This is a genomic window from Brevibacterium sp. W7.2, assembly GCF_018137945.1.
GTDB lineage: Bacteria > Actinomycetota > Actinomycetes > Actinomycetales > Brevibacteriaceae > Brevibacterium > Brevibacterium sanguinis.
The window spans coordinates 1520342-1545752 of the sequence record NZ_CP073089.1 but is presented as its reverse complement, the minus strand read 5'-3'; the positions used below and the strand labels follow the sequence as shown (position 1 = coordinate 1545752).

17 protein-coding genes and 3 rRNA genes are annotated in these 25411 nt (G+C 62.7%); 5 read left to right on the top strand and 15 right to left on the bottom strand.

What is annotated here, in order from left to right; translation table 11 throughout:
* Positions 1–60: 60 nt before the first annotated feature.
* Positions 61–1350, bottom strand: coding sequence for an MFS transporter (locus J9315_RS06900; RefSeq protein WP_211979120.1), 1290 nt, complete (start codon positions 1348–1350; stop codon positions 61–63).
* Positions 1351–1564: 214 nt separating this feature from the next.
* Here J9315_RS06900 and J9315_RS06895 point away from each other — a divergent pair, with 214 nt between their 5' ends.
* Positions 1565–2020 (top strand): GNAT family N-acetyltransferase, encoded by a 456-nt coding sequence (locus J9315_RS06895; protein WP_211979119.1) that lies wholly within the window; start codon positions 1565–1567, stop codon positions 2018–2020.
* A 95-nt stretch (positions 2021–2115) separates the two neighbouring features.
* Here the strand turns inward: J9315_RS06895 and rrf are convergent.
* The 3 genes from rrf to J9315_RS06880 form a co-directional block, all read right to left on the bottom strand.
* A 5S ribosomal RNA gene (gene rrf / locus J9315_RS06890) occupies positions 2116–2235 on the bottom strand.
* Positions 2236–2369: 134 nt separating this feature from the next.
* Positions 2370–5480 (bottom strand): 23S ribosomal RNA (locus tag J9315_RS06885).
* Between the two features lie 395 nt (positions 5481–5875).
* A 16S ribosomal RNA gene (locus tag J9315_RS06880) occupies positions 5876–7405 on the bottom strand.
* The 16S, 23S and 5S rRNA genes sit together here, the layout of an rRNA operon.
* Positions 7406–8034: 629 nt before the next feature.
* Here J9315_RS06880 and J9315_RS06875 point away from each other — a divergent pair.
* Positions 8035–8877 carry a formate/nitrite transporter family protein gene (locus J9315_RS06875; RefSeq protein WP_211979118.1) on the top strand — a complete coding sequence of 281 codons (843 nt, stop codon included), beginning with the start codon at positions 8035–8037 and terminating at the stop codon, positions 8875–8877.
* Positions 8878–8886: 9 nt separating this feature from the next.
* On the opposite strand, the gene J9315_RS06870 is transcribed toward J9315_RS06875, so the two are convergent.
* The 3 genes from J9315_RS06870 to J9315_RS06860 form a co-directional block, all read right to left on the bottom strand.
* Positions 8887–9288 (bottom strand): YccF domain-containing protein, encoded by a 402-nt coding sequence (locus J9315_RS06870; protein WP_025780405.1) that lies wholly within the window; start codon positions 9286–9288, stop codon positions 8887–8889.
* 280 nt (positions 9289–9568) lie between these two features.
* Positions 9569–10855: a tyrosine--tRNA ligase gene (gene tyrS / locus J9315_RS06865; RefSeq protein WP_211979117.1), complete on the bottom strand. Its 1287-nt coding sequence runs from the start codon at positions 10853–10855 to the stop codon at positions 9569–9571.
* Between the two features lie 154 nt (positions 10856–11009).
* On the bottom strand, positions 11010–12566 hold the full coding sequence (locus J9315_RS06860) for a helix-turn-helix domain-containing protein (RefSeq protein ID WP_211979116.1): 1557 nt from the start codon (positions 12564–12566) through the stop codon (positions 11010–11012).
* A gap of 317 nt (positions 12567–12883) precedes the next feature.
* Here J9315_RS06860 and J9315_RS06855 point away from each other — a divergent pair, with 317 nt between their 5' ends.
* The 3 genes from J9315_RS06855 to J9315_RS06845 all read left to right on the top strand — a co-directional run bounded on the left by J9315_RS06855 (position 12884) and on the right by J9315_RS06845 (position 17401).
* On the top strand, positions 12884–13975 hold the full coding sequence (locus J9315_RS06855) for a Zn-dependent alcohol dehydrogenase (RefSeq protein WP_062861863.1): 1092 nt from the start codon (positions 12884–12886) through the stop codon (positions 13973–13975).
* 90 nt (positions 13976–14065) lie between these two features.
* Positions 14066–15571 (top strand): aldehyde dehydrogenase family protein, encoded by a 1506-nt coding sequence (locus tag J9315_RS06850; protein WP_211979115.1) that lies wholly within the window; start codon positions 14066–14068, stop codon positions 15569–15571.
* Positions 15572–15694: 123 nt separating this feature from the next.
* On the top strand, positions 15695–17401 hold the full coding sequence (locus tag J9315_RS06845; protein ID WP_211979114.1) for an AMP-binding protein: 1707 nt from the start codon (positions 15695–15697) through the stop codon (positions 17399–17401).
* A 13-nt stretch (positions 17402–17414) separates the two neighbouring features.
* Here the strand turns inward: J9315_RS06845 and J9315_RS06840 are convergent, their stop codons facing one another.
* The 8 genes from J9315_RS06840 to argC form a co-directional block, all read right to left on the bottom strand.
* Positions 17415–17654 (bottom strand): hypothetical protein, encoded by a 240-nt coding sequence (locus J9315_RS06840; RefSeq protein ID WP_211979113.1) that lies wholly within the window; start codon positions 17652–17654, stop codon positions 17415–17417.
* Positions 17655–17766: 112 nt separating this feature from the next.
* The gene (gene argH / locus J9315_RS06835; RefSeq protein ID WP_211979112.1) at positions 17767–19188 is read right to left on the bottom strand and encodes an argininosuccinate lyase; all 1422 of its coding nucleotides are present in this window, start codon (positions 19186–19188) and stop codon (positions 17767–17769) included.
* A gap of 133 nt (positions 19189–19321) precedes the next feature.
* Positions 19322–19843, bottom strand: coding sequence for an arginine repressor (locus J9315_RS06830; protein WP_211979111.1), 522 nt, complete (start codon positions 19841–19843; stop codon positions 19322–19324).
* Positions 19843–20763, bottom strand: a complete 921-nt coding sequence (gene argF / locus J9315_RS06825) for an ornithine carbamoyltransferase (protein ID WP_211979110.1) — start codon at positions 20761–20763, stop codon at positions 19843–19845. The genes J9315_RS06830 and argF overlap by 1 nt, the downstream gene beginning before the upstream one ends.
* Positions 20764–20793: 30 nt before the next feature.
* Complete coding sequence (locus J9315_RS06820; protein WP_211979109.1) at positions 20794–22077, bottom strand: acetylornithine transaminase; 1284 nt, start codon at positions 22075–22077, stop codon at positions 20794–20796.
* Positions 22074–23102 (bottom strand): acetylglutamate kinase, encoded by a 1029-nt coding sequence (gene argB / locus J9315_RS06815; protein WP_249121051.1) that lies wholly within the window; start codon positions 23100–23102, stop codon positions 22074–22076. The genes J9315_RS06820 and argB overlap by 4 nt, the downstream gene beginning before the upstream one ends.
* Positions 23099–24274 carry a bifunctional glutamate N-acetyltransferase/amino-acid acetyltransferase ArgJ gene (gene argJ, locus J9315_RS06810; protein ID WP_211979108.1) on the bottom strand — a complete coding sequence of 392 codons (1176 nt, stop codon included), beginning with the start codon at positions 24272–24274 and terminating at the stop codon, positions 23099–23101. The genes argB and argJ overlap by 4 nt, the downstream gene beginning before the upstream one ends.
* Positions 24271–25380: an N-acetyl-gamma-glutamyl-phosphate reductase gene (gene argC, locus J9315_RS06805; RefSeq protein ID WP_211979107.1), complete on the bottom strand. Its 1110-nt coding sequence runs from the start codon at positions 25378–25380 to the stop codon at positions 24271–24273. Before argC ends, argJ begins: the two co-directional genes overlap by 4 nt.
* Between the last annotated feature and the right edge of the window lie 31 nt (positions 25381–25411).

Sequence of the window (25411 nt, the reverse complement as noted above, 5' to 3'; positions counted from 1 at the left end):
GTGCCCGGCATTGGCGGCGGGACCGCCTCGGCGATCAGGCCGTCGGGACCGCCTCGGCGATCAGCCCGCCGGGACCTTCGACGCGTCCGAGTCGACCGCCTCGTCGCCGGAGCCGAGTGCGGCACGGCGGATGACGAGGATGAGGGCGACCATGAGCACGGCGGCGATGATCGCTCCCCCGGCGAAGACCGAGTACACGGCCGCGACCCCGGCGGCGGTGCCGATGAGCAGACCGCCGGCCTGCGGGGCGAGGACCGCGCCGAGCCTGCCCATGCCCAGTGCCCAGCCGAGAGCGGTGCCCCTGACCTGCGCCGGATAGGTGTTGTTGATGGCGCCGATGATCAGGCACAGCGAGCCGTGGGTGCCGATGCCGGCGACGACGAGGAGGAGGTAGGTGACCGTGGTGGGCAGTTGGTCGGAGATCATCACGATCATGGCGATTCCCGTTGCTGCGGTGGCCACCGACGCGGCGGCCAGTGAGCCGAATCGTGTGCCCGCCCAGGCGGTGAGGATCGAACCGATGACCGCGCCGAGGTTGAGGGAGAGGGTGAAGGTCAGCGCGGATCCGAGGTCGTAGCCTTGGGTCTCGAGCAGGCGGGGCAGCCAGGTGCCGAGTCCGAACCACACGAAGAGCACGGCGAGTGCGGCGATCGCGAAGAGGACGGAGATGAGCGCGTACGGGCCGGCGAAGAGGGAGCGCTTGGCGGTCGCCTCGGCGCCGGCACGGGCGGTCTCATCGGCCCGGGAGGGCAGGTATTTCAGGGCGAGGGGGATGATGAGGAGTGAGACGAGGGTGAGGAAGAACATCCATCGCCATCCGAGGGTGGGGATGACGATGAGGCCGGTGAGGGCGGCGAGGACGCCGCCGACGGGGACGCCGGACATCATGATGGTGGCGACGGTGGCCCGCCAGCGTGGGGCGACGAGGCCGGCGACGAGGGCGTTCGAACTCGGGAGGAGGCCGCCGAGGCCGACGCCGGCGAGGAAGCGGAGGATGCCGAAGAGGACGGGTGAGTCGACGGCACCGCAGAGGGCGTTGAGGACGGTGAAGGCGATGGTGCAGGAGATGACCATGCGTTTCTGTCCGAAGCGATCGCCGAGGCGGCCGCCGAAGAGGGCACCGATCATCATGCCGACGAAGGCCAGGGAGCCGAGTGTGCCGATCGAGGCGTTGGTCAGGCCCCAGCCAGTGGCCTCGATGAGCGAGGTCTGGACGGTGCCGTAGACGATGAGGTCGTAGCCGTCGGAGACGACCAGCAGCCATGACACGAAGATCGCTGCGATCGGGACCAGCTTGGTGCCGTGTTCATTGAGCGCGGACGGTGTGCCCGCGGGGTTCGGAGTGCTCATTGCCATCTCTTCTCAGATCCTCACCGTTGAGGTGCGCATGCAGACTCTCTGCGACGCAATGGACGTTACGGGCGTTCCGTGACTGGTTGGCTCAGATGCCGCCCGAATTCCACATCATGAAAACGACCGGTCTGAACAGGGGTCGGTGAGCCGGGGTGCGGTGTTCGGATGCGCAGTTGACCGTGGGTCCGGTCTGGGATTCGATGAGTGCATGATGACGATTGTGCCCGCCGACTTCGATGATCCCCAGTTGGCTGACTTCCTGCAGCAGCATCTCGACGATATGGCGCCGACAGCGCCGGCCGAGTCCAGGCATGCACTCGATCTCTCCGCGCTTCAGGTTGATGAGGTGCGCCTGTGGGTCGCCTACGACGAGAGCACGGTGGTCGGCACGGTCGCTCTTGCCCAACTGCTCCCCCGCCATGAGGAGCTCAAGAGCATGCGCACCTCTCCCGAGCATCGTGGCCGAGGCATCGCTTCGCAGCTGCTCGATCGCGTCCTCGCGGATGCGCGTTCGCGCGGGATCGAGCAGATCTCCCTGGAGACGGGGAGCATGGAGTTCTTCGCCCCGGCTCGAGCGTTCTATCGCAAGGCCGGCTTCGCCGAGGTGGCACCCTTCGGTTCGTACGCTCCGGATCCGAACAGCATCTTCATGACGTTGACGCTGTGATCGGTGCGGCCGGGGGCGGTGAACCGAAACAGGTCGTGAATGCAAAGAAGGAGGGGACCCCGCCCTAATGGGCAGGATCCCCTCCTCAACGAATATTGCGGCAGTCACTTACTCTCCCACAACCACCAAGTTGCAGTACCATCAGCATGACATGGGCTTAGCTACCGGGATCGGAACGGTTAACCGGGCGTTTCCCCACCACTATCACCACCGCAAAACCATCAGACACACCACACACGAACCGTGTGTGGTAGTGGTCCAAGAACCGTACAGCGAACGCGAACACCAACCATGTGGCTCTCATCAAAAAACTTCATGCAACATTCCGCACACACCAACCCAAAAGGGGTTGTGTGAGTGATCGGCGTATTAGTACCAGTCAACTCCACACCTTACAGTGCTTCCATACCCGGCCTATCAACCCAGTGTTCTCCTGGGCACCTCCCCCCAATAGGGATGGAAATCTCATCTCGGAGCAGGCTTCCCGCTTAGATGCTTTCAGCGGTTATCCTTCCCGAACGTAGCCAACCAGCCATGCACCTGGCGGTACAACTGGCACACCAGAGGTTCGTCCGTCCCGGTCCTCTCGTACTAAGGACAGCCCTCCACAAATTTCCTACGCACGCAGCGGATAGGGACCGAACTGTCTCACGACGTTCTAAACCCAGCTCGCGTACCGCTTTAATGGGCGAACAGCCCAACCCTTGGGACCGACTCCAGCCCCAGGATGCGACGAGCCGACATCGAGGTGCCAAACCATGCCGTCGATATGGACTCTTGGGCAAGATCAGCCTGTTATCCCCGAGGTACCTTTTATCCGTTGAGCGACCACGCTTCCACAAGCCATGGCCGGGTCACTAGTCCCAGCTTTCGCTCCTGCTCGACACGTCCGTCTCACAGTCAAGCTCCCTTGTGCACTTACACTCGACACCTGATTGCCAACCAGGCTGAGGGAACCTTTGGGCGCCTCCGTTACTCTTTAGGAGGCAACCGCCCCAGTTAAACTACCCATCAGGCACTGTCCCTGAACCCGATCAGGGTCCGAAGTTAAGGAATCCAGAATGGTCAGAGTGGTATTTCACTTGCCGACTCCACCCGATCTGGCGACCAGGCTTCAACATCTCCCACCTATCCTACACAAACCACACCGAAGCCCAATACCAAACTATAGTGAAGGTCTCGGGGTCTTTCCGTCCTGCTGCGCGTAACGAGCATCTTTACTCGTAATGCAATTTCGCCGAGTTCGTGGTTGAGACAGCAGAGAAGTCGTTACGCCATTCGTGCAGGTCGGAACTTACCCGACAAGGAATTTCGCTACCTTAGGATGGTTATAGTTACCACCGCCGTTTACTGGGGCTTAAATTCTCCGCTTCACCCTTACGGGTTAACGGGTCCTCTTAACCTTCCAGCACCGGGCAGGCGTCAGTCCGTATACATCGACTTACATCTTCGCACGGACCTGTGTTTTTAATAAACAGTCGCTTCTCTCTGGCCTCTGCGACCACCACCAGCTCCACACCGCGTGGGTGTTTCACCAGGATGGCCCCCCTTCTCCCGAAGTTACGGGGGCATTTTGCCGAGTTCCTTAACCACGATTCTCTCGATCACCTTAGTATTCTCTACCTGACCACCTGTGTCGGTTATAGGGTACGGGCAACACACACCCTCACGTCGATGCTTTTCTCGGCAGCAGAGGATCACCAGATCACCCCACCATTGTGGGGCGCCCATCAGCTCTCACACTCGTGTGGGGACGGATTTGCCTACCCCCACGTGCTACGACCTTAGACCACGACAACCATCGCGTGGCCTGGCTACCTTTCTGCGTCACACCTCACGCTGACCGACTCCACACTCAGGTCCTCGCCCACAATGCCAACCAGGCACCCGAAGGCACCACGGGCACGCGGGGGAGTTAGTGTCATGTGTTTTGGTATTGTCGGTTGTGTGTCGGTACCAGAATATCAACTGGTTGTCCATCGACTACGCCTGTCGGCCTCGCCTTAGGTCCCGACTTACCCAGGGCGGATTAGCCTAGCCCTGGAACCCTTGGTCATCCGGTGGACGGGTTTCTCACCCGTCTTTCGCTACTCATGCCTGCATTCTCACTCGTGACGCCTCCACCACTCGTTCACACGGCGACTTCACTGGCGACACGACGCTCCCCTACCCAACACCACACCATTACGGCTATCTGTGGTGCTGCCACAACTTCGGCGGTGTACTTAGCCCCGCTACATTATCGGCGCTCAATCACTTGACCAGTGAGCTATTACGCACTCTTTCAAGGGTGGCTGCTTCTAAGCCAACCTCCTGGTTGTCTTCGCAACTGAACATCCTTTCCCACTCAGCACACGCTTAGGGGCCTTAGTTGATGGTCTGGGCTGTTTCCCTCTCGACAATGAAGCTTATCCCCCACTGTCTCACTGCCACGCTGAACCTTACCGGCATTCGGAGTTTAGTTGACGTCAGTAACCCGGTGGGGCCCATCAGCCATCCAGTAGCTCTACCTCCGGCAAGAACCACGCAACGCTGCACCTAAATGCATTTCGGGGAGAACCAGCTATCACAGAGTTTGATTGGCCTTTCACCCCTAACCACAGGTCATCCCCTCCATTTTCAACTGAAGTGGGTGCGGGCCTCCACAACATCTTACTGCTGCTTCACCCTGCCCATGGCTAGATCACTCCGCTTCGGGTCTAGGACACGCGACTGATATCGCCCTGTTCGGACTCGCTTTCGCTACGGCTACCCCACACGGGTTAACCTCGCCACGCACCGCTAACTCGCAGGCTCATTCTTCAAAAGGCACGCCATCACCACAACCAATGGTGGCTCTGACGGATTGTAAGCACATGGTTTCAGGTACTCTTTCACTCCCCTCCCGGGGTACTTTTCACCATTCCCTCACGGTACTGATCCGCTATCGGTCATCAGGAAGTATTTAGCCTTACCAGGTGGTCCTGGCAGATTCACACGGAATTCCACGAGTTCCGTGCTACTCGGGGACATGCATCACACCGGGGTGACCTGTTTCGTCTACGGGACTCTCACCCACTGCGGTCCTGTTTCCCACCAGGTTCGACTACAGATCACACACATCAGCGTCTCGGTCATGCTGAACCGAACACACACACCCCACAACACCCAAACAGCAACACCAGCACGCTCTCACACTGTCAGGGTTTAGGCTCATCCAGTTTCGCTCGCCACTACTCCCGGAATCATTCTTATTTTCTCTTCCTACGGGTACTGAGATGTTTCACTTCCCCGCGTTCCCTCCACACACCCTATATATTCAGATGCGGGTCACCACACTCACATGTGGCGGGGTTTCCCCATTCGGACATCCTCGGATCAACGCCCGTTTATCGGCTCCCCGAGGCTTATCGCAGATTTCCACGTCCTTCATCGGCTCCTGATGCCAAGGCATCCACCATGCGCTCTTACACACTCACACCACCCAGACGGGTTGGTGTTCGTGTGTGCGAAAATTTTCACACTAAGATTTTTTGACTCAAAGAAAATCACACTACACACCAGCCGTGATGGCTGGTGCTTGATGCTCGCGTCCACTATACGATTCTCAAACCACTACCAAACACCACCCCCAGCCGGCAGCCGAACCGGCTCCTGGTCGGGGTTGGGTTGGGGCCTGTGGAACCACACTTGCGGTTCCAGGACCCAACAGCGTGCCTGTCCTATCCCACCCCTACCACTCACCGTCACCCGAGGCATTTGGCCTGGCAACGCTGTGTGGACGAGCGAGAGGAATGTGATGTTCCACCCTTGAGCGACCCACCCGAACCACGCTCTGGGTTCGTTGGTGGGCACCATGCTTGGTGTGCTCCTTAGAAAGGAGGTGATCCAGCCGCACCTTCCGGTACGGCTACCTTGTTACGACTTAGTCCCAATCACCAGTCCCACCTTAGACGGCCCCCTCCCCATACGGGGTTAGGCCACCGGCTTCGGGTGTTACCGACTTTCGTGACTTGACGGGCGGTGTGTACAAGGCCCGGGAACGTATTCACCGCAGCGTTGCTGATCTGCGATTACTAGCGACTCCGACTTCACGTAGTCGAATTGCAGACTACGATCCGAACTGAGACTGGCTTTAAGGGATTCGCTTGCCCTCACGGGTTCGCCTCTCTCTGTACCAGCCATTGTAGCATGCGTGAAGCCCAAGACATAAAGGGCATGATGATTTGACGTCATCCCCACCTTCCTCCGAGTTGACCCCGGCAGTCTCCTATGAGTTCCCACCATCACGTGCTGGCAACATAGAACGAGGGTTGCGCTCGTTGCGGGACTTAACCCAACATCTCACGACACGAGCTGACGACAACCATGCACCACCTGTACACCAACCCCAAAGGGGAAGGACTGTTTCCAGACCGGTCTGGTGTATGTCAAGCCTTGGTAAGGTTCTTCGCGTTGCATCGAATTAATCCGCATGCTCCGCCGCTTGTGCGGGCCCCCGTCAATTCCTTTGAGTTTTAGCCTTGCGACCGTACTCCCCAGGCGGGGCACTTAATGCGTTAGCTACGGCGCGGAGAACGTGGAATGCCCCCCACACCTAGTGCCCAACGTTTACGGCATGGACTACCAGGGTATCTAATCCTGTTCGCTCCCCATGCTTTCGCTCCTCAGTGTCAGTTACAGCCCAGAGTCCCGCCTTCGCCACCGGTGTTCCTCCTGATATCTGCGCATTTCACCGCTACACCAGGAATTCCAGACTCCCCTACTGCACTCTAGTCAGCCCGTACCCACTGCACGCGCAACGTTAAGCGTTGCGTTTCCACAGCAGACGTGACCAACCACCTACGAGCTCTTTACGCCCAATAATTCCGGACAACGCTCGTACCCTACGTATTACCGCGGCTGCTGGCACGTAGTTAGCCGGTACTTCTTCTGCAGGTACCGTCACTTGCGCTTCTTCCCTGCTGAAAGCGGTTTACAACCCGAAGGCCGTCATCCCGCACGCTGCGTCGCTGCATCAGGGTTTCCCCCATTGTGCAATATTCCCCACTGCTGCCTCCCGTAGGAGTCTGGGCCGTGTCTCAGTCCCAGTGTGGCCGGTCGCCCTCTCAGGCCGGCTACCCGTCGTCGTCTTGGTGAGCCATTACCTCACCAACAAACTGATAGGCCGCGAGCCCATCCCCAACCGAAAAAACTTTCCACCACCAGACATGCGTCCGATAGTCGTATCCGGTATTAGACCCAGTTTCCCGGGCTTATCCCGAAGTCAGGGGCAGGTTACTCACGTGTTACTCACCCGTTCGCCACTCATCCACCAACAGCAAGCTGTCGGCTTCAGCGTTCGACTTGCATGTGTTAAGCACGCAGCCAGCGTTCGTCCTGAGCCAGGATCAAACTCTCCATAAAAATTTATGTTACGTAAGAATCCCAGCAAGACAGCCGGAACCGTCACGGGGTGACAGTCCGGCTCATCAAATAAAATCCCGACCAAGCACACGACCCACCCCACTACTGTGAACGGTTCGGCGAAGAACCACCCACACGGGGTGAACCACGTTTGATCAGGTGATTGTCTTACCAGAAAATAAAATGTTCTGGCATCACAACTTGTTCAAACAAACACGCTATTGGATTCTCAAACCACAAACACACACCCATCACCACCACCCGAAAAACGGGCATGTTCACTGGGGGTATCAGTTTCATTATTCGTCACCCACCCGATGTTCTGACCCTCGGAACAAACCGTGTTTGTCCTGGTCAGACCCGGTGGAAACTCTGTCCTGTAGACGTTGTTTCCGGCGGGGCAACGAGATATAACTCTAGACCACCCCACACCGCCCGTGCAACTCGAAAGCGGAAATTCCGCTGTGACACCCGTCACTGGCCGCAAATGCCCTGTTTCCCGCCCACTTCCGAAGGCACGGCTGCACGGTTCCGGCTTCCCGCCAGGCTCTCGCCGGCGGCAGACGATTGTGCTCACCATGCAGGTGATTCCCAGCGTTTGAGCGTGTCCCGACCCCTACACTGACGGAATGACTCAGAAGGAGCAGCGGGAACGTCTCGGCCGCAACGACCTCGATCTCGAAGACGCCCTCATCGACGAGGCGGCCAATACCGTCTCGGAAGGTGCAAAGCGGCTCAACCGGAAGTGGCCGGAACTCATCGTCACCGGGCTCTTCGGCGGCGTCGATGTCGGGCTCGGCATCCTGGCCATGGTGCTCGTCAAGCAAGCGACCGGGTCGACGATCCTCGCCGGAATGGCGTTCGGCATCGGCCTACTGGCGTTGAAGCTGGCGCATTCGGAGCTGTTCACCGAAGAATTCCTCCTTCCGATCAACGCCGTGATCGCCGGCCAGGCGAATTGGATCCAGGTGCTCCGTCTCTGGCTGACCACTCTCGCGACGAACCTGATCGGCGGAGCGGTCTTCGCCTGGTTGATCGTCATCGCCCTCCCGGATTACCACAAGACGATTGCGGATATGGCGCTCGGCTGTATCAACCAGTCGTCGCTCATCGTCATGCTCGCCCTCTCGCTTCTGGCCGGCGCGACGATCACATTGTCGACACGGATGCAGCAGGGAACACAGAACGACGTCGTCAAAGCGATCGTCTGCATGATCACCGGTCTGCTGGTCATCGGGGTCAGCATGTTGCACGGAGCCATCAATGCGATCGTCATCGTCGCCGCCATGATGACGGGCGCTGACATTTCGATCCTCGATTTCCTGCAGTGGTTCGCAATCGTGATCCCGTTCAATATGCTCGGTGGCCTGCTGATCATCACCTTGCCCCGAATCGTGCGCACTCGCCGCGTGCTCTGGGCAGTGCGCAGAGGCCGCATCTCGCTCGAGGAACTCGAGCAGCAGAGCGCTTGAGTCGTTGAGTCAGGCTCCGCGGTAACCGGGCATCAGCCGGTCGCTGTCGACGATCTGTTTGCCCAGCGGCATGAGAGAGACGGGGATGAGCTTGATGTTCGCCCAGCCGAGCGGGATGCCGATGATCGAGATGAACAGCGGGATCGAGGTGACGACGTGTCCGATGGCGAGCCAGACGCCGGCGACGATGAGCCAGATGATGTTGCCCAAGGTGGTCGCCACTCCGGCCGGGCGGGTTTCGATGACCTCGCGACCGAAGGGCCAGAGTGCGTAGTTGCCGATGCGGAAGGACGCGATTCCCCACGGGATGGTGACGATGAAGATGCAGGCGATGATGCCGGCGGCCCAGTATCCGAGTGCCAGCCAGAGGCCGGAGAAGATGAACCAGATGATGTTGAGCAGGGTGCGCATGATCTCCTCGTGCGTTCGTCAGTCGGTATTCGTTCGGTTATCCGTCATCTGCCAGTCTGCTCGATGACCGCATGCTTTTCCATGGTGCTGGCCCCATGATGCCGATCAGGTTGACCGCACGAACCCGCCGACGAACCTCCCACAAACTATTTGCTTGTATTCGACGATGACAAGGATTCCCGTTGTCGCGCGGGCTCAGTCGCCCCGGACCGTGCATTTTGGAAACGACAATGCCGCGCCCTCCGAGAGAGGACGCGGCATTGTCAGAGTCTGTCGTTGATCAGCCGACGATGTCGACAGCACCGAGGGTCTTCTTGCCTCGGCGCAGGAGGACGACTCCTCCAGCTTCTGTCGAGAGCACATCATCGGAAGTCAGGGTCTGCTCCTGGTCGGCGACCTTGACGTTGTTGACGTACGCTCCCCCGTCCTTGATGGCACGGCGAGCCTCACCCTTGGACTTGACGATGCCGGAAGCGACGAACGCATCAGCAACAGGCAGGCCTTCGGCCAGCTGGGTCGTCGACACCGCACCCCGCGGCAGCTCGGAAGTTGCCGCACCCAGCGTCGACGAATCAAGGCCGGTGAGCTCTCCCCCGCCGAAGAGGGCGGAGGCCGCGGCGATGGCCTGTTCGTACGCCTGGCGTCCGTGGACCAAGGTGGTGACATCCTCGGCGAGGGCCTTCTGTGCCACACGGGTGTGCGGGGCCGCGGTGAACTCGGCCTCGATGGCCTCGATCTCCTCGAGCGAGCGCAGCGAGAACACCTTGAGGTACTTGACCACGTCGCGGTCGTCGGCGTTGAGCCAGAACTGGCTGAATGCGTACGGGCTGGTCAGCGACGAATCGAGCCACACGGTGCCGGATTCAGTCTTTCCGAACTTCGTGCCGTCGGCCTTCGTGATCAGCGGGGTCGCCATTGCGTGGACGGTCTTCTGGTCGACGCGGCGGATGAGGTCGACGCCGGAGGTGAGGTTGCCCCACTGGTCGGATCCGCCGGTCTGCAGGGAGCAGCCGTAACGGCGATTGAGCTCGAGGTAGTCGTTGCCCTGGAGGATCTGGTACGAGAACTCGGTGAAGGAGATGCCGGCTTCGCTGTTGAGGCGGGCGGAGACGGATTCCTTCGCGAGCATCCGGTTGACCGGGAAGTGCTTGCCGATGTCGCGGAGGAAGTCGATGGCGGACAGCTGCGAGGTCCAGTCCAGGTTGTTGACGATCTGCGCGGCATGGGGACCGTCGAAATCGAGGAACTTCTCGACCTGGGCGCGGATCTTCGCCACCCATTCCTCGACGACCTCACGAGGGTTGAGCGTCCGCTCCCCCGACATGCGCGGATCGCCGATGAGGCCGGTGGCACCGCCGACGAGAGCCAGCGGGTTGTGCCCGGCCTGCTGCAGGCGAGCGGCGGTGAGCAGCTGGACGAGGTTGCCCATGTGCAGGCTCGGTGCCGTCGGATCGAAACCGACATAATAGGTCAGCGACTCCTCGGCCAGGGCTTTCTGCAGGGCGGCCTCGTCGGTGGAAACTGCGACGAGCCCACGGGCCTTGAGTTCGCTGAAGATGTCGGTCACTTCGGTCCTTTCGAATCTGAGCATTGCCATGTGCGGCAGCGCCGCCAATGCTTGACTGGTAGTGCCGCTTCGAGAGCGGCACATGGTCAATACTACGGCGAACAGAAGAGCAAGTGGGAAGCGAGGAGCATCACGCCGTAAGGAACGAACGGTGTCACCCGGAGATGCGGAATTCGCGCAAGCGCCGATACAGCGTGGTCCGGCTGATTCCCAAAGCCTTCGCAGCCTGATACTTATTGCCGCCCAAGGACTCGAGCGTCTTGACGATCGCGTCGCGTTCCAACCGTTCAATTCCTGTCACCGACGAAGCGCTCTCCGACCTGAACCGGGCGGGAAGATCGGCAACTCCGACGACCGCGTTCGCGCGGTTGACCAGAACCTCACGCAGTACCTTCCCCAGCTGCGTGAGGTTGCCGGGCCAGTCGTCACGCTCAAGTGTCTGGAGACAGGCTTCGCTGAATTCGACCGGCCTGCCGCCGTTGATCTGTCGGGCAAGTCCGCGGACGATCGCCGGGAACTCAGCTGTCCTCTCCCGCAGTGGGGGCAGGTGGACTGTGGAATCAGCCATCGCCAGGAGCGACCTCAACGACTGGTCAGACTTCCCCGCCGGAGTCGACGTCACGACCACAGTGCCTTTCCGATCCGACTCGAGCAGACGACGCAATACGCCCAACTGCCGGTCCGAGAGCAGGTCGATATCGTCGACGATGAGAGCGTCAGCCTGAGAACCCGATGGGGATTGCAGGCAATCTGGCCAGTCCTCAGGTTCTCGCCTGAGCAACTCGATTCCCTCGACTCGCTCGGTGGACGCACCCCGAACGACCTCAGTCGCTGCCGAGGTGCGACCGGTACCCGCATCACCGACGATGGAGATGACTCCGGTCCGGCCTTTCGCATTCTGCAGGCGGGAACTCCATACCAACCCGAATGAGTTGTTACGGGGCCCTCCTCTCGGCACTGTCCGTCGCCCTCGCCAGAGGGGCTTCATGGTGACGACAGCCTGTTCATGCCCGACCGGAACGACGTCGAGATCAAGCATGCGGCCTCCCCCGACGTCGACCGTGCGATGACGCTCGGCCGTTCCCAAGCTCGAGAGGATGTCTGTGCGAAGCGAGTTGAAGTCGACGACGTCGAAGAGGCTCTCGGCCAGGCGATTGCTCAACGCCGTATCCTCTCCCAAGGCGCACACCGCACTTGTCGAACCGCGCGATACCCGGACGAACTCCTCCATCAGGCGGTATTCGTCGCGATAGGTGTTCTCAGCCAGCTGCTTTTCGATCTGCCGGACGACGATCCGGCCGAAGCCTTCGAGAAGGGACCCTGTCGCAGCGGTCGGTGCGGTGACGTTGAGAACGCCTTCGAGCCGCTTGCTTCCGGCGTGGATGACAGGTATCCCGAAACAGGAGAACTCACGGAACGCCTCGACAAAGTGTTCATTCCCGTCAATGGCGATCTCGCCTCCGATCTCCAAGGCGGTGCCGATCCCGTTGAACCCCACCTTCTCTTCGCTGAGATCGGCGCCGACGACAAGTCCCCGGCGCTGCGCCTCGATGCCGGTTCTGCAGTCGACATCACCGACGGTCTGAATCAGCCGTCCGCTGCGATCTGCGAGGAGCAGCGTGAGATCCAGGCCGGCAAGATCATGTGTCATCACGTCGAATGCCGCCTCGGCGGCTTTGAGCAGAGCACTGCCGCTGTTCTTCGCGGGCACCGGCGACGGCTCAGGGCTCGAAGAGCGGTTCACACCCGACAGCTCGGACCTCAGCCATCCGTACTCAACCTGTTCGCTCCTGTGCGGCACCCTTGACCTCCATTGACCCAGACCCCATCAGCTGTTGTCCGCCCTGAAGTTACCGCAGTTGCCCGAAGACGACAACGAGGCGGTTCGCCCTCCGGACGGCGCGGCCATCTGCGCGGTGTTACAGAGCAGTGTTCCATATCTGCACACTTCGAGATGTGATGCCGATCATAGTCTGACCGAAGGAGCCGCGCCACGGTTCCATTTCGCACATTGGAAGGACACAGAAGATGAAAGCTTCATTGGCAACCGCGATCGGCGGAGAGTTCACTGTCCACGACGTCGTCATCGATGATCCACAGGGCCGTGAGGTACTGGTGGATGTGAAGGCGAGCGGCCTGTGCCACTCGGACCTCCACCTCATCGATCACGATTTCGGGCTTCCGCTTCCCGCCGTCGGCGGACACGAGATCTCCGGCGTCGTCCGTTCGGTGGGACCGGGCGTGACCAGCATGAGCGTAGGCGACCATGTCGTCGCCTGCCTCATCACCTTCTGCGGCGCCTGCGCAGAGTGTCTGTCCGGCAAAACCACTCTGTGCTCCAACCCGACGGCAGTGGCCAGAAAAGAGGGTGAGAAGCCTCGCGTCTCGTTCCCTGACGGTCAGGAGATCGCACAGTCGGTCAACGTCGGCGGATTCGCCGAACAGGTCCTCGTCCACGAGAACCAGCTGGCGGTCGTCAACAATCAGATTCCGTTCCCGCAGGCCGCACTGCTCGGCTGCTCTGTCGTCACGGGTGCCGGAGCCGCCATCAACACTGCGCACGTCCGCCCCGGCGACACGGTTGCCGTCATCGGCACCGGAGGCATCGGCCTCAATGCGATCAGCGGGGCACGACTGGCCGGTGCGAAGCACATCATCGCTATCGACATCGTCGACAGCAAGCTCGAGGCCGCGAAGAAGTTCGGCGCCACCGACCTCATCAACTCCTCGACGACCGATCCCGTCGCCGCCGTCCAGGAACTCACGGGCGGAGTCGACCATGCCTTCGAAGTCATCGGGCTGGAAGCCACTCAGCGCCAGGTGCAGCAGCTGACCAAGCCGGGCGGCACTGCTTACCTCATCGGCATCGCTCCTCCCGGAACGACGACCGAGTTCACTTCCTCCCTCGACTCGCTGTTCGCGCAGCGTCGCCTCCAGGCGGTCCTCATGGGCTCGTCGAACGTCAAACGCGATATCGCCCTCTACGCCGACCTCTATGTGCAGGGACGCTTCGAACTCGATCACCTCGTCAGCCGCGAGATCTCCATCAACGAGATCAATGACGGCTATGAGGCGCTCAAAAAGGGCGAGGTCATCCGATCGGTCATCACCTCGTTCTGAAACCGACGCGACGACAACTCACCCTCACCACAGTTCCCGCTGACCATCGACGATCAGCAGGACGAATCCGATCACGACAAGGAGTCGACGATGACAACCACCGTAGAATCCCCAGCACGTTCCCCTCGCCTGCAGGAATTCCTCGCACAGCCTCAGAAGATTCTCATCGACGGGCAGTGGACCGATGCCGGTTCCGGCGAGACTTTCACCACCTACGACCCGGCCACGGGTGAAGCCCTCGCCACGGTCCCCCGCGGAGCCGCCGAGGACATCGATCGGGCGGTGTCTGCCGCACGTCGTGCCTTCGACACCACCGATTGGGCACGTTGGCGTCCGGCCCGGCGCGAGAACCTCCTCTGGAGGATCTCCGAACTGATCCTCAGCCGTGCCGATGATTTCGCAGAGCTCGAATCGCTCGACAACGGCAAACCGCTGGGAATCGCCGCAGCGTTCGACGTCAGGTCGTCTGCTGACTGCTTCCGCTACTACGCCGGATGGCCCTCGAAGATCCAGGGATCGGTGAACAATCCGTCGATGCTCCTGGCCCCCGAGGATGCCGAATTCCATTCCTTCACGCGCAGAGAGCCCGTCGGAGTCTGCGGACAGATCATTCCGTGGAACTTCCCCCTGCTCATGGCCGCGTGGAAGATCGCCCCGGCCTTGGCGACCGGAAACACTGTCGTCCTCAAACCGGCCGAACAGACTCCTCTGACGGCTCTGCTGCTCGGACAGATCCTCGTCGAAGCTGGTGTTCCCGACGGTGTGGTGAACATCGTGACGGGCCACGGTGAGGCCGGTGCAGCACTGTCGGAACACTCCGATGTCGACAAGGTCGCTTTCACGGGATCCACGGAAGTCGGAAAGCGGATCGTCGCCGCCTCTGCTGGGAATCTCAAGAAAGTCTCGCTGGAGCTCGGAGGCAAATCTCCGAACATCGTCTTCGCCGATGCCGACATCGACAGTGCCGTCGGCGGCGTGATCCAGGGCTTCACCTTGAACTCTGGTCAGGCCTGTGAAGCCGGCACTCGCGTGTACGTCCACGAGTCCATCTACGACAAGTTCAATGCGGCCCTTGCCGAACAGGTGAAGGCGCTGGCTGTCGGGCCGGGCAATGATCCCAAATCAGTCATAACGCCGCTCGTGTCGCAGGAGCAGTTGGATCGTGTTGTCGGCTACCTCGAGGCGGGCAAGCGGGCGGGAGCCGTTGCGCTCGTCGGCGGCAACCGTCACGGCGACACCGGCTACTTCGTCGAGCCGACTGTCTTCACTGGCACAAGCGAGGACATGTCGATCGTGCAGGAGGAGATCTTCGGACCGGTGGCGGTCTCGATCCCCTTCTCCGGTGATGACGAGGTCATTGCCGCAGCCAACCGCAGCGAATACGGCCTGGCGGCGGGTCTGTGGACGCAGGATCTCAGCAGGGCGCACCGCGTTGCCAGCCGACTCAACGCCGGATCCGTGTGGGTCAACACTTATCACGCTCTCGACAGCGCGCTGCCGTTCGGCGGCTTCCACCAGTCCGGATGGGGTCGCGAGCTCGGGCCCGAAAGCATCGAACTCTACACCCAGGTGAAGTCAGTCACCATCGCCATCTGAATCGACCGAACCGGTGAGGCGAGCGGCGGAGACAGCCGCTCGCCTCACCGCTCCCCGGCTGTCCGCAATCGGCGGCGGCCGGACCCGGTCGACAACAGACCCCGAAACCTATAGGAGGCCACAATGACGGTGACCGATGAATTCAGAGCAGCCCGGGATCAGCTGATCGAGCTCCGCAGCGACTACGACGCAGCGCGTGAGGCGTTCGAGTGGCCGCGGTTCACGCACTTCAACTTCGCCCTGGACTGGTTCGACAAGATCGCTGTCAACAACGACAACCCCGCTCTGTGGATCGTCGAGCAGGACGGCACGGAGGGCAAGTGGAGCTTCGCGGAACTGGCTGCCCGGTCGAACCAGGTCGCCAACCACTTCCGCCGGGCCGGGATCAAACGCGGTGACCATGTCATGGTCATGCTCAACAACCAGGTCGAGCTGTGGGAGACGATGCTCGCCGGCATCAAACTCGGTGCCGTGCTCATGCCCGCCACCACCCAGCTGGGTCCCATCGACCTGACCGACCGTGCCGAACGCGGTCAGGCCGACTTCGTCGTCGCGGGCGTCGACGATGCCGCGAAGTTCGATGACGTTGATGTCGAGGTCGTGCGCATCATCGTCGGCGGTCAACCCACCCGGCAGCAGGACTACGCCTACGCCGATGCCGCTGAGGAAAGCACCGTTTTCGACCCGCAAGGATCGTCGCGGGCTGATGACCTGCTGCTGTTGTACTTCACCTCAGGCACGACGTCGAAGGCGAAGATGGTCGCCCACACCCACGTGTCCTACCCCGTCGGGCATCTGTCAACCATGTACTGGATGGGACTGACCCCGGGCGATGTGCACCTCAATGTCGCCTCACCCGGATGGGCCAAGCACGCGTGGTCGAATATCTTCACCCCGTGGATCGCCGAGGCCTGCGTCTTCCTCTACAACTACTCCCGGTTCGATGCCAACGCCCTCATGGAGACCATGGACCGAGTCGGTGTGACGAGTTTCTGTGCCCCACCGACCGTGTGGCGCATGCTCATCCAAGCCGACCTGGGGCATTTGAAGACCCCACCGACGAAGGCCCTCGGTGCGGGTGAACCGTTGAACCCGGAGATCATCGATCGGGTCCATCACGAGTGGGGTGTGCTCATCCGGGATGGGTTCGGGCAGACGGAGTCGACTCTGCAGATCGGCAATTCCCCGGACCAGGAACTCAAATACGGGTCGATGGGCAAGGCCCTGCCCGGCTTCGATGTCGTTCTCATCGATCCCGCCACCGGTGAGGAGGGTGATGAGGGTGAGATCTGCCTGCGCCTGGACCCGCGCCCCATCGGGTTGACTACCGGGTATTGGTCGAATGAGGAGAAGACCGCCGAAGCCTTCGAAGGCGGGGTCTATCACACCGGTGATGTGGCTACCCGGGACGAGGATGGGTACATCACGTATGTCGGTCGGGCCGATGACGTGTTCAAGGCCAGTGACTACCGACTCTCCCCGTTCGAGTTGGAGAGTGTGCTCATCGAGCATGAAGCTGTTGCCGAGGCGGCTGTGGTGCCGTCACCGGACCCGGTGCGTTTGGCGGTGCCGAAAGCCTACGTCGTGGTGTCGGAGAAGTTCGAAGCCAACGCGGACACCGCCCGATCGATCCTCGCCTACTGCCGGGAGCATTTGGCTCCGTACAAGCGGATCCGCCGACTCGAGTTCGCGGAGTTGCCGAAGACGATCTCGGGCAAGATCCGTCGTGTTGAGCTGCGTGCCCGGGAGGATCAGCTGCATCCGTTCAGTGGTGAGCCGGTTGTCGAGGGGAATGAGTACGCGGACACGGACTTCGATCTCAAGAACTGAAGGCAGGCTCCTCTCACCCGCGTATAGAGGAGCGATTCCTCAACCGAACCACGAGCGCCGCGATCGCCCAGACCACAAGAACACCCAAACCGAGCACGCCGAAGATCTCTCCGAATATCGCGGCTATACCGGCTCCGATGTTGGCACCGCCCGCGACCGATCCAGTATTCCAATACAGTCCGAGACTGTACAGCCCCGCGCCGAGGAGGATGATCGCGACACCGCCGACGAGCAGTATTGTTCTTCTTCGCATGTCCAGACCTCCTGACGAGATCGTTGATGCGAAGGGCCGGTGCTCGGACGAACGGATTTTCTCCGCCTGTCCGGGCACCGGCCCTCATGTCAGTGTCTTATTCTTCAGCCTCTCACACGCTGCGCGCGGACCCCGCGAACTCCCGCAAACGAGCAACCTCGGCCTTCGCATTCGCGAGCTGCGCTTCCACAGCCGATCGAGCCGTGCCGCCCTTGGCGTTGCGCGAGTCGATCGACCCTAGAGTCGTGAGCACTTCACGAACGGCCGGAGTCAAATGTGAAGAGATCCCCGCAAAATCGTCATCGGTCAGATCCCACAGCTCGACGTCCCGCGACTCTGCCAACTGCACGCATGCGCCGGAGAGCTCATGGGCGACACGGAACGGCACACCTTCACGGACGAGCCATTCGGCGATGTCCGTGGCCAGGGCGAATCCGCGCGGAGCCAGGTACGCCATGCGCTCGGTGTCGAACTTCAGCGTCGCGATCATCCCCGTGAACGCCGGCAGCAGCAGCTCAAGGGTGTCGGTGGCGTCGAAGACCGGTTCCTTGTCCTCCTGCAGATCCCGGTTGTACGCCAACGGCAGCGCCTTGAGTGTCGACAGCAGCCCGGTGAGGTCGCCGATGAGACGACCGGACTTGCCACGAGTCAGCTCTGCGACGTCGGGGTTCTTCTTCTGCGGCATAATCGACGACCCCGTCGAATACGCATCGTGGAGGGTGACGAAGGAAAACTCCTTCGTCGCCCACGCGATGACCTCCTCGGACAGGCGGGAGAGGTCGATGCCGATCATCGTCGTGATGAACAGGTACTCGGCGAAGACATCACGCGACGCGGTGCCGTCGATGGAGTTCTCCACCGAATCGTTGAACCCGAGGTCCGCGGCCACAGCCTGCGGATCGAGCCCCAACGACGATCCGGCCAGAGCACCCGAACCATAGGCAGAGACACCCGCACGCGCATCGAAATCGACGAACCGAGCAACATCGCGCAACAGCGGCCATGCATGAGCGAGCAGATGGTGAGCCAGGAGCACTGGCTGTGCGTGCTGGAGATGTGTGCGTCCGGGCATCGGTGCCTCGGGATGCTCTTCCGCCTGAGCGATGAGCACCTCGACGGTGTCGAGCACGAGACCGGCGACCTCACGAGCATGGTCGCGCAGGTACATCCGACCCATCGTCGCGATCTGGTCATTGCGGGACCGCCCGGCACGCAGCTTGCCGCCAAGCTCGGGACCGGCGATCTCGATGAGCCCGCGCTCGAGCGAGGAGTGCACATCCTCATCGGACTCGGCGGCGACGTATTCGCCTGCTTCCACCCGACGCAGCAGCTCGTCAAGCGCCGAATGCATCCCGGTCAGCTCATCGTCTGTAAGCAGCCCCGCATGGTGGAGGACCTTCGCATGCGCCTTGGACCCGGCGATGTCGTACTTCGCCAGGCGCCAGTCGAAGTCCGTGGACTTGCTCAGCGCGGCCAGCGCGTCGGCGGGACCGTCGGAGAATCGTCCGCCCCACAGGCTCAGTCGTTCGCTCACAGATCGTCCTTTCCCACCAGCACGGATGCGCCGGTCCGTTCATTGAAATGATGAAGCTCAGTTGTCATTGTTCCAGTTTTCCCTCGCCGAGGCGGCCCCTCAGTCCCGCACGAAAGCGCGGCCCCCGGATGGCTCAATCCTCGCCCGCACCGCCCGCCGCGTATTCGAGGAAGGTCTCGGCCAGGGCCGCTCCCCCGACCGCGGCATCGGCGATGACAAGCACCGTGTCGTCGCCGGCGAGTGTGCCGAAGATGCCGACCATCGACGACCGGTCGATCGCCGAGGCTAGATACTGCGCGGCACCCGGCGGGGTGCGCAGCACGACAGTGTTGTCCTGGGAGACCGCGGAGACGAGCAGCTCCTCGAGGATCCGCGGCAGCTTCGCGTCAAGGCTCTCCCCCGTCGACTGCTGCAGGGAACGGTCCCCGCCCTCACCGGGAACGGCGTATACGGATCCCGCGGTGGATCGGATCTTCACGGCCCCCACCTCGGCGAGATCGCGCGACAGGGTCGCCTGGGTGACAGTAATGCCCTGCGTCGCGAGCGCCTCGGCGAGTTCGATCTGGCTTCGCACAGACTGGCGGGTGATGAGATCGATGATCTTCTGCTGTCGGGCAGTCTTCGTCAGCGGTGCACTGTTATTCGGCTCGGCCATCATCGCTCCAGGAGGTAGGTCATGAGTGCCTTCTGCGCGTGGAGGCGGTTCTCGGCCTCGTCGAAGACCACCGAGGCGGGGCCGTCGATGACCTCGGCCGTGACCTCTTTGCCGCGGTAGGCGGGCAGGCAGTGGAGGAAGATCGCGTCGTTTCCGAGGTTCATGAGTCCCTGGTTGACCTGGAACTTCGTGAATGGCGAGGCCTCGTCGTCGCGCCCGGCGGAGTCCTGCCCCATGGACACCCAGGTGTCGGTGACGAGAACGTCGGCGCCGGTGGCGGCGGCAACGGGGTCGTCGGTGACGGTCAGCGATCCGCCGGTCTGGGCGGCGAGAGCTTCGGCTTCGGCGACGATCGCGGTATCGGGCTGGTAGTCAGCGGGGGCGGCGATGCGCACGTGCATTCCGGCGTTGACTCCGCCGAGGGCGTAGGAGTTCGCCATGTTGTTCGCCCCGTCGCCGAAGTACGTCATGGTCTGGCCCTTGACGTCGCCGCGGTGTTCGCGGATGGTGAGCAGGTCGGCGAGGATCTGGCAGGGGTGGAAGTCATCGGACAGGGAGTTGATGACGGGTACGGAGGAGGATTCGGCCATCTCTTCGAGGCCGGCCTGGGCGTAGGTGCGCCAGATGATCGTCGAGACCATCCGGGACATCACCTGCGCGGTGTCGGCGATGGATTCCTTGTGTCCGAGCTGCGCTTCACCGGGGTTGATGATGAGCGGCTGCCCGCCGAGCGCGGCGATGCCGGCGGCGAACGAGACCCGGGTGCGCGTCGAGGTCTTGTCGAAGATGACGGCGGCGGTCTGCGGGCCGGCCAGCGGGGTCCGCGAGTAGGGGGCGGCCTTGAGTTCGACGGCGAGGTCGAGGACCTCGGCCTGCTCGGCCGGACTGAGGTCCGTGTCCTTGAGGAAGTGGCGTGTCATGGTGGGTCCTTTGGAAAGTGTGGGTGGGGATCAGCCGGTGATGAGCTCAGGCAGAGCGTCGATGAACGGGGTGAGTTCGTCGGTGGTGATGGTCAGCGGCGGGGCGAGGCGCAGTCGTCCCGGTGCTACCGGGTTGATGATGAACCCGGCTTCGAGGGCACGGGCGGCCACGGCCTTCGAGTCCGGGACCTGGCCGTCGGACTGCCCGGCCGCGCCGTCACCCGACGCACCGGCTGTCAGCTCGAGCCCGAGCAGCAGCCCCTTGCCGGTGATCTCTCCGATGCCGTCGACCTCCGCCAGCTGGGCCTTGAGCCAGTCGCTGACCTCGGTGACATGGTCGAGCAGCTTCTCCTTCTCGATGGTCTCGAGCACCGCGAGCCCTGCAGCACACGACAGAGGGTTGCCGCCGAAGGTCGTGCCGTGCTGACCGGCTTCGAGCAGCTTGGTGTTCGCATCGCCGACGGTGATGGTTGCGCCGATCGGCATGCCGCCGCCGAGTCCCTTCGCCGAGGTGATGATGTCCGGGGTGACGCCCTCGCCGATCTCGGGATCCTGGTGGGCAAACCAGGAACCGGTGCGGCCGATGCCCGACTGCACCTCGTCGAGGATCATGAGCGCCCCGACCTTCGTCGTCAGTTCCCGCACCGCGGTGAGGTAGCCGGCGGGATGCGTCCGCACGCCGACCTCGCCTTGGACCGGTTCGATGAAGACGGCTGCGGTGTTCTCATTGATCGCCGCTTCGAGCGCTTCGACGTCTCCGTAGGGAACGTGGACGACTCCAGGGACACCGGGAGCGAAGGGTTCGCGGTAGGCTTCCTTCGCGGTCAGTGCGAGGGCGCCCATGGTGCGGCCGTGGAAGGCGCCTTCGACGGCGATGATGAAGGGGCGTCCCCCGCCGGCGGCGCGGCGGGCCATCTTGAAGGCCGCCTCGTTGGCTTCGGTTCCCGAGTTCGAGAAGAACACGGCTGAACCGGCAGGCAGGTTGAGGACTTCGTGGAGTTTCTCTGCCAGGCCGATCTGGGCCGGGGAGGTGAAGAAGTTCGAGATGTGGCCGAGCGTCGAGGCCTGCTCGGTGATGGCGTTGACCCAGGCGGGGTGACAGTGGCCGAGGGCGTTGACGGCGATGCCGGCGAGTAGGTCGAGGTACTGCTTGCCTGCCGCATCCCACACGTAGGAGCCTTCACCGCGGACGATGTCGAGCTGCGGGGATCCGAACACCGGGGACAGGACACGGGAGAAGTCGTCCCGCCACGTTTGGGCCTGATCGGAATCCTGCCCGGCCGAAGAAGCCTGCGTACCCGTCTGATCACTCATGAACGTCCTCCGTTGCTGTCGTTGCTCGCGTTCAAACCATCCGTCGGGGCCGCCTCGGCGGGGTTCGCTTGGTGCCCGTCACCCAGCGGTGCGGGTTCGACGATGGTGTCCTCGACCATGGTGCCGATGCCTTCCGAGGTGAAGACCTCAAGGAGGAGGGAATGCGCCATCCGGCCGTCGATGATGTGGGCCTGCTTGACCCCGTGCTCGATCGCTTCGAGCGCCGCGGTCATCTTCGGAATCATCCCCGAATCGAGCGACGGCAGGAGTTCGCGCAGCTTGTCCGGGTCGATACGGGAGATGAGCGAGGACGTGTCCGGCCAGTTCGCGTAGAGGCCGGGCACATCGGTGAGCATGATGAGTTTGTGTGCCTTCAGCGCCTTCGCCACCGCCGAGGCGGCCAGGTCCGCATTGATGTTGAGCGGCTTTCCCGCTTCTCCCCCGATTTCAGAGGCGATGGAGCAGATGACGGGCACCCGTCCGGCGTCGAGGAGTTCGCCGAGCACGGTCGTGTTGACCTGGGCGATCTCGCCCACCCGGCCGAGGTCGACGGTCTGTCCGTCCACCTCGGCGACGGTCTTGTGCGCGAGCAGGAGGTCGGCGTCCTCACCGGAGAGGCCGATCGCGGCGTTGCCGTTCATGTTGATGCGGGAGACGATCTCCCGGTTGACCTGGCCGGCGAGGACCATGCGGATGACCTCGGCGGCTTCCTCGCTCGTCACCCGCTGCCCGGCCTTGAACTCGCTCTCGATGCCGAGGCGGGCGAGCATCGAGGAGATCTGCGGGCCGCCGCCGTGGACGACGACGGGGCGGATCCCGGCGAAGCGGAGGAAGGCGATGTCGTCGGCGAAGGACTGCTGGAGCTCCGGGGAGATCATCGCGTTGCCGCCGTATTTGATGACGATCGTCGCCCCGGCGAAGGTCTTGATCCACGGCAGCGCCTCGGTGAGCGCTTCGGCCTTGACCTGGGCGGCGGCGAGCCGGGCGGCGGTGGATTTCGTGGAGAAGTCGGGGTGGGTGCTCATGTGGAGTAGGCGCTGTTCTCTTCGACGTAGTCATGGGTGAGGTCGGAGGTCCAGATGGTGGCCTCGCTGTCACAGGCGTGGAGGTCGATGACGACGTCGACCTCACGGCCGAAGGTCACCTCGGCGGGGTCGGCGTAGGGCCCGGAGGCGCGGCACACTTCCGTGCCGTTGATCGTCACGTCGATGGCGGTGGGATCGAAGTCCGCCGAGGTGGTCCCCACCTGAGCGACGACACGACCCCAGTTAGGGTCCTCCCCGAAGATCGCGGCCTTGAAGAGGTTCGACCGGCCCACTGCCCGGGAGACGGTGACGGCGTCGTCGGTGGAGGCCGCACCCCGGGTGGTGATCGCGATGTCGTGGTGGGCGCCTTCGGCGTCGACGTGGAGCTGGCGCATAAGGTCAAGGCAGAGCTCACCGAGGAGGCCCTCGAATTCGCCCGTGTCGACGGTCGTGTCCGCGGCGCCGGAGCTCATGAGGATGACGGTGTCGTTCGTCGACATGCACCCGTCGGTGTCGAGGCGGTCGAAGCTGACGTGCGTGGCTGTGCGCAGGGCCGCGTCGAGGGTGGGCTGGTCGAGCGGGGCGTCGGTGGTGAGGACGACGAGCATCGTCGCCAGGCCCGGGGCGAGCATGCCCGCGCCCTTGGCCATCCCGCCGATCGTGTAGCCCGGGCCCTCGCGGGTTGCGGTCTTCGCGACGGTGTCGGTCGTCATGATCGCCTCGGCGGCGTTCTGTCCTCCGGTCACGGAGTCCTCTGCGGCGGCGACGAGCTGCGGGAGGTGGTCGAGGATGCCGGCGCGGAACTCCTCTCCCCCGACGCCGATGAGCCCGGTCGAGCAGACGAGGATTTCATCGGCCTGCGTCGGGGTGCCGGAGTCGGTGAGGAGGGTCGCGGTCTCTTCGGCGGTGAGCTGGGTGGTCGCGAACCCGTAGTCGCCGGTGTAGCAGTTCGCGCCTCCGGAGTTGAGGACGACGGCGCGGGCGTGGCCGGTGGCGGAGACCTGCCGGGACCAGATGACGGGGTTGGCCTGGCAGCGGTTCGACGTGTAGACGGCGGCGACGGTGGTCGCGGGGCCGTTGTTGACGACGAGTGCGAGGTCCTTCGTTCCGCTGGGTTTGAGTCCGGCGGTGAGGCCTGCTGCGGTGAAGCCGAGCGGTGCGGTCACGCTCATGGGGCGACTCCTTCCAAGGGCAGGTGGGTGGTCTCTTCGAGGCCGAGGGCGAGGTGGATCGATTGGAGGGCTTGGCCGGCGGTGCCGCGGACGAGGTTGTCGAGCGCCACGACGACGAGGACCTTCTCGGCCCGCTGGTCGTAAGTGAATTGGATCTGGGCGACGTTCGAGCCGGTGGTCGCCGCGGTGCGCGGCCATTGGCCCTCGGGCAGGACGCGGACGAAGGGTTCGTCGGCGTAGGCGTCGGCGAAGGCACTGGTCAGCTGGGCGGTCAGCGCCTCTGCGTCGATGGTGCCGTCGGCGGTCCGGGGTGCGTCGGCTGTCGGGTCGGCGGTGAGCGTTGCGAGGATTCCGCGGGACATCGGCACGAGGGTCGGGGTGAAGGAGATCCGCACCGGTCCGTCGGAGGGGTCGGCGCCGAGGACGCCGTTGAGGTTCTGTTCGATCTCGGGGACGTGGCGGTGGGTGCCGCCGGTGCCGTAGGGGCTGGCGTCGCCGAGGATCTCGGCGGCGGTGAGGTGGGGCTTGAGTGCTTTGCCGGCGCCGGAGACACCATTGGCGAGGACGGCGTTCAGCCCTGTCGGGGCGATGAGTCCGGTGGCGATGAGCGGCGCGAGGCCGAGGGTGACGGCGGTGACGTTGCAGCCGGGGACGGCGATGCGGTTCGTCTCGGTCAGCTGGGTGCGCTGCTTCTTACCGTCGGCGAGCAGGAGTTCGGGGAGGCCGTAGGTCCAGGTGCCCTGGTGGGCGGAGTGGTAGAAGGCCTCCCACGCTTCGGGACTGATGAGACGGTGGTCGGCGGCAAGGTCTACGATCAGGGTATCGGGGCTGGTCTCGGCCAGTTCCGCGGCGATCGCCCCGGATTTGCCGTGAGGCAGAGCGAGGACGACGACATCGTGGCCGGCGAGCACCTCGGCGGTCGAGTCTTCGATGACGAAGTCCGCATACCTGGGAAGGTGGGGCTGGTGTCGGCCGAGCAGCTCCCCGACCGAGGAGTGACCGCACACGGTGGTCACGGTGAGGTGGGGGTGGGTGCTGAGCAGGCGGAGGACTTCCCCGCCTGCGTAGCCGGTGGCGCCGGAGACGGCGACCGTGAGAGCGTTCATATGAATAACCATACAGCATCAGTAAATAATA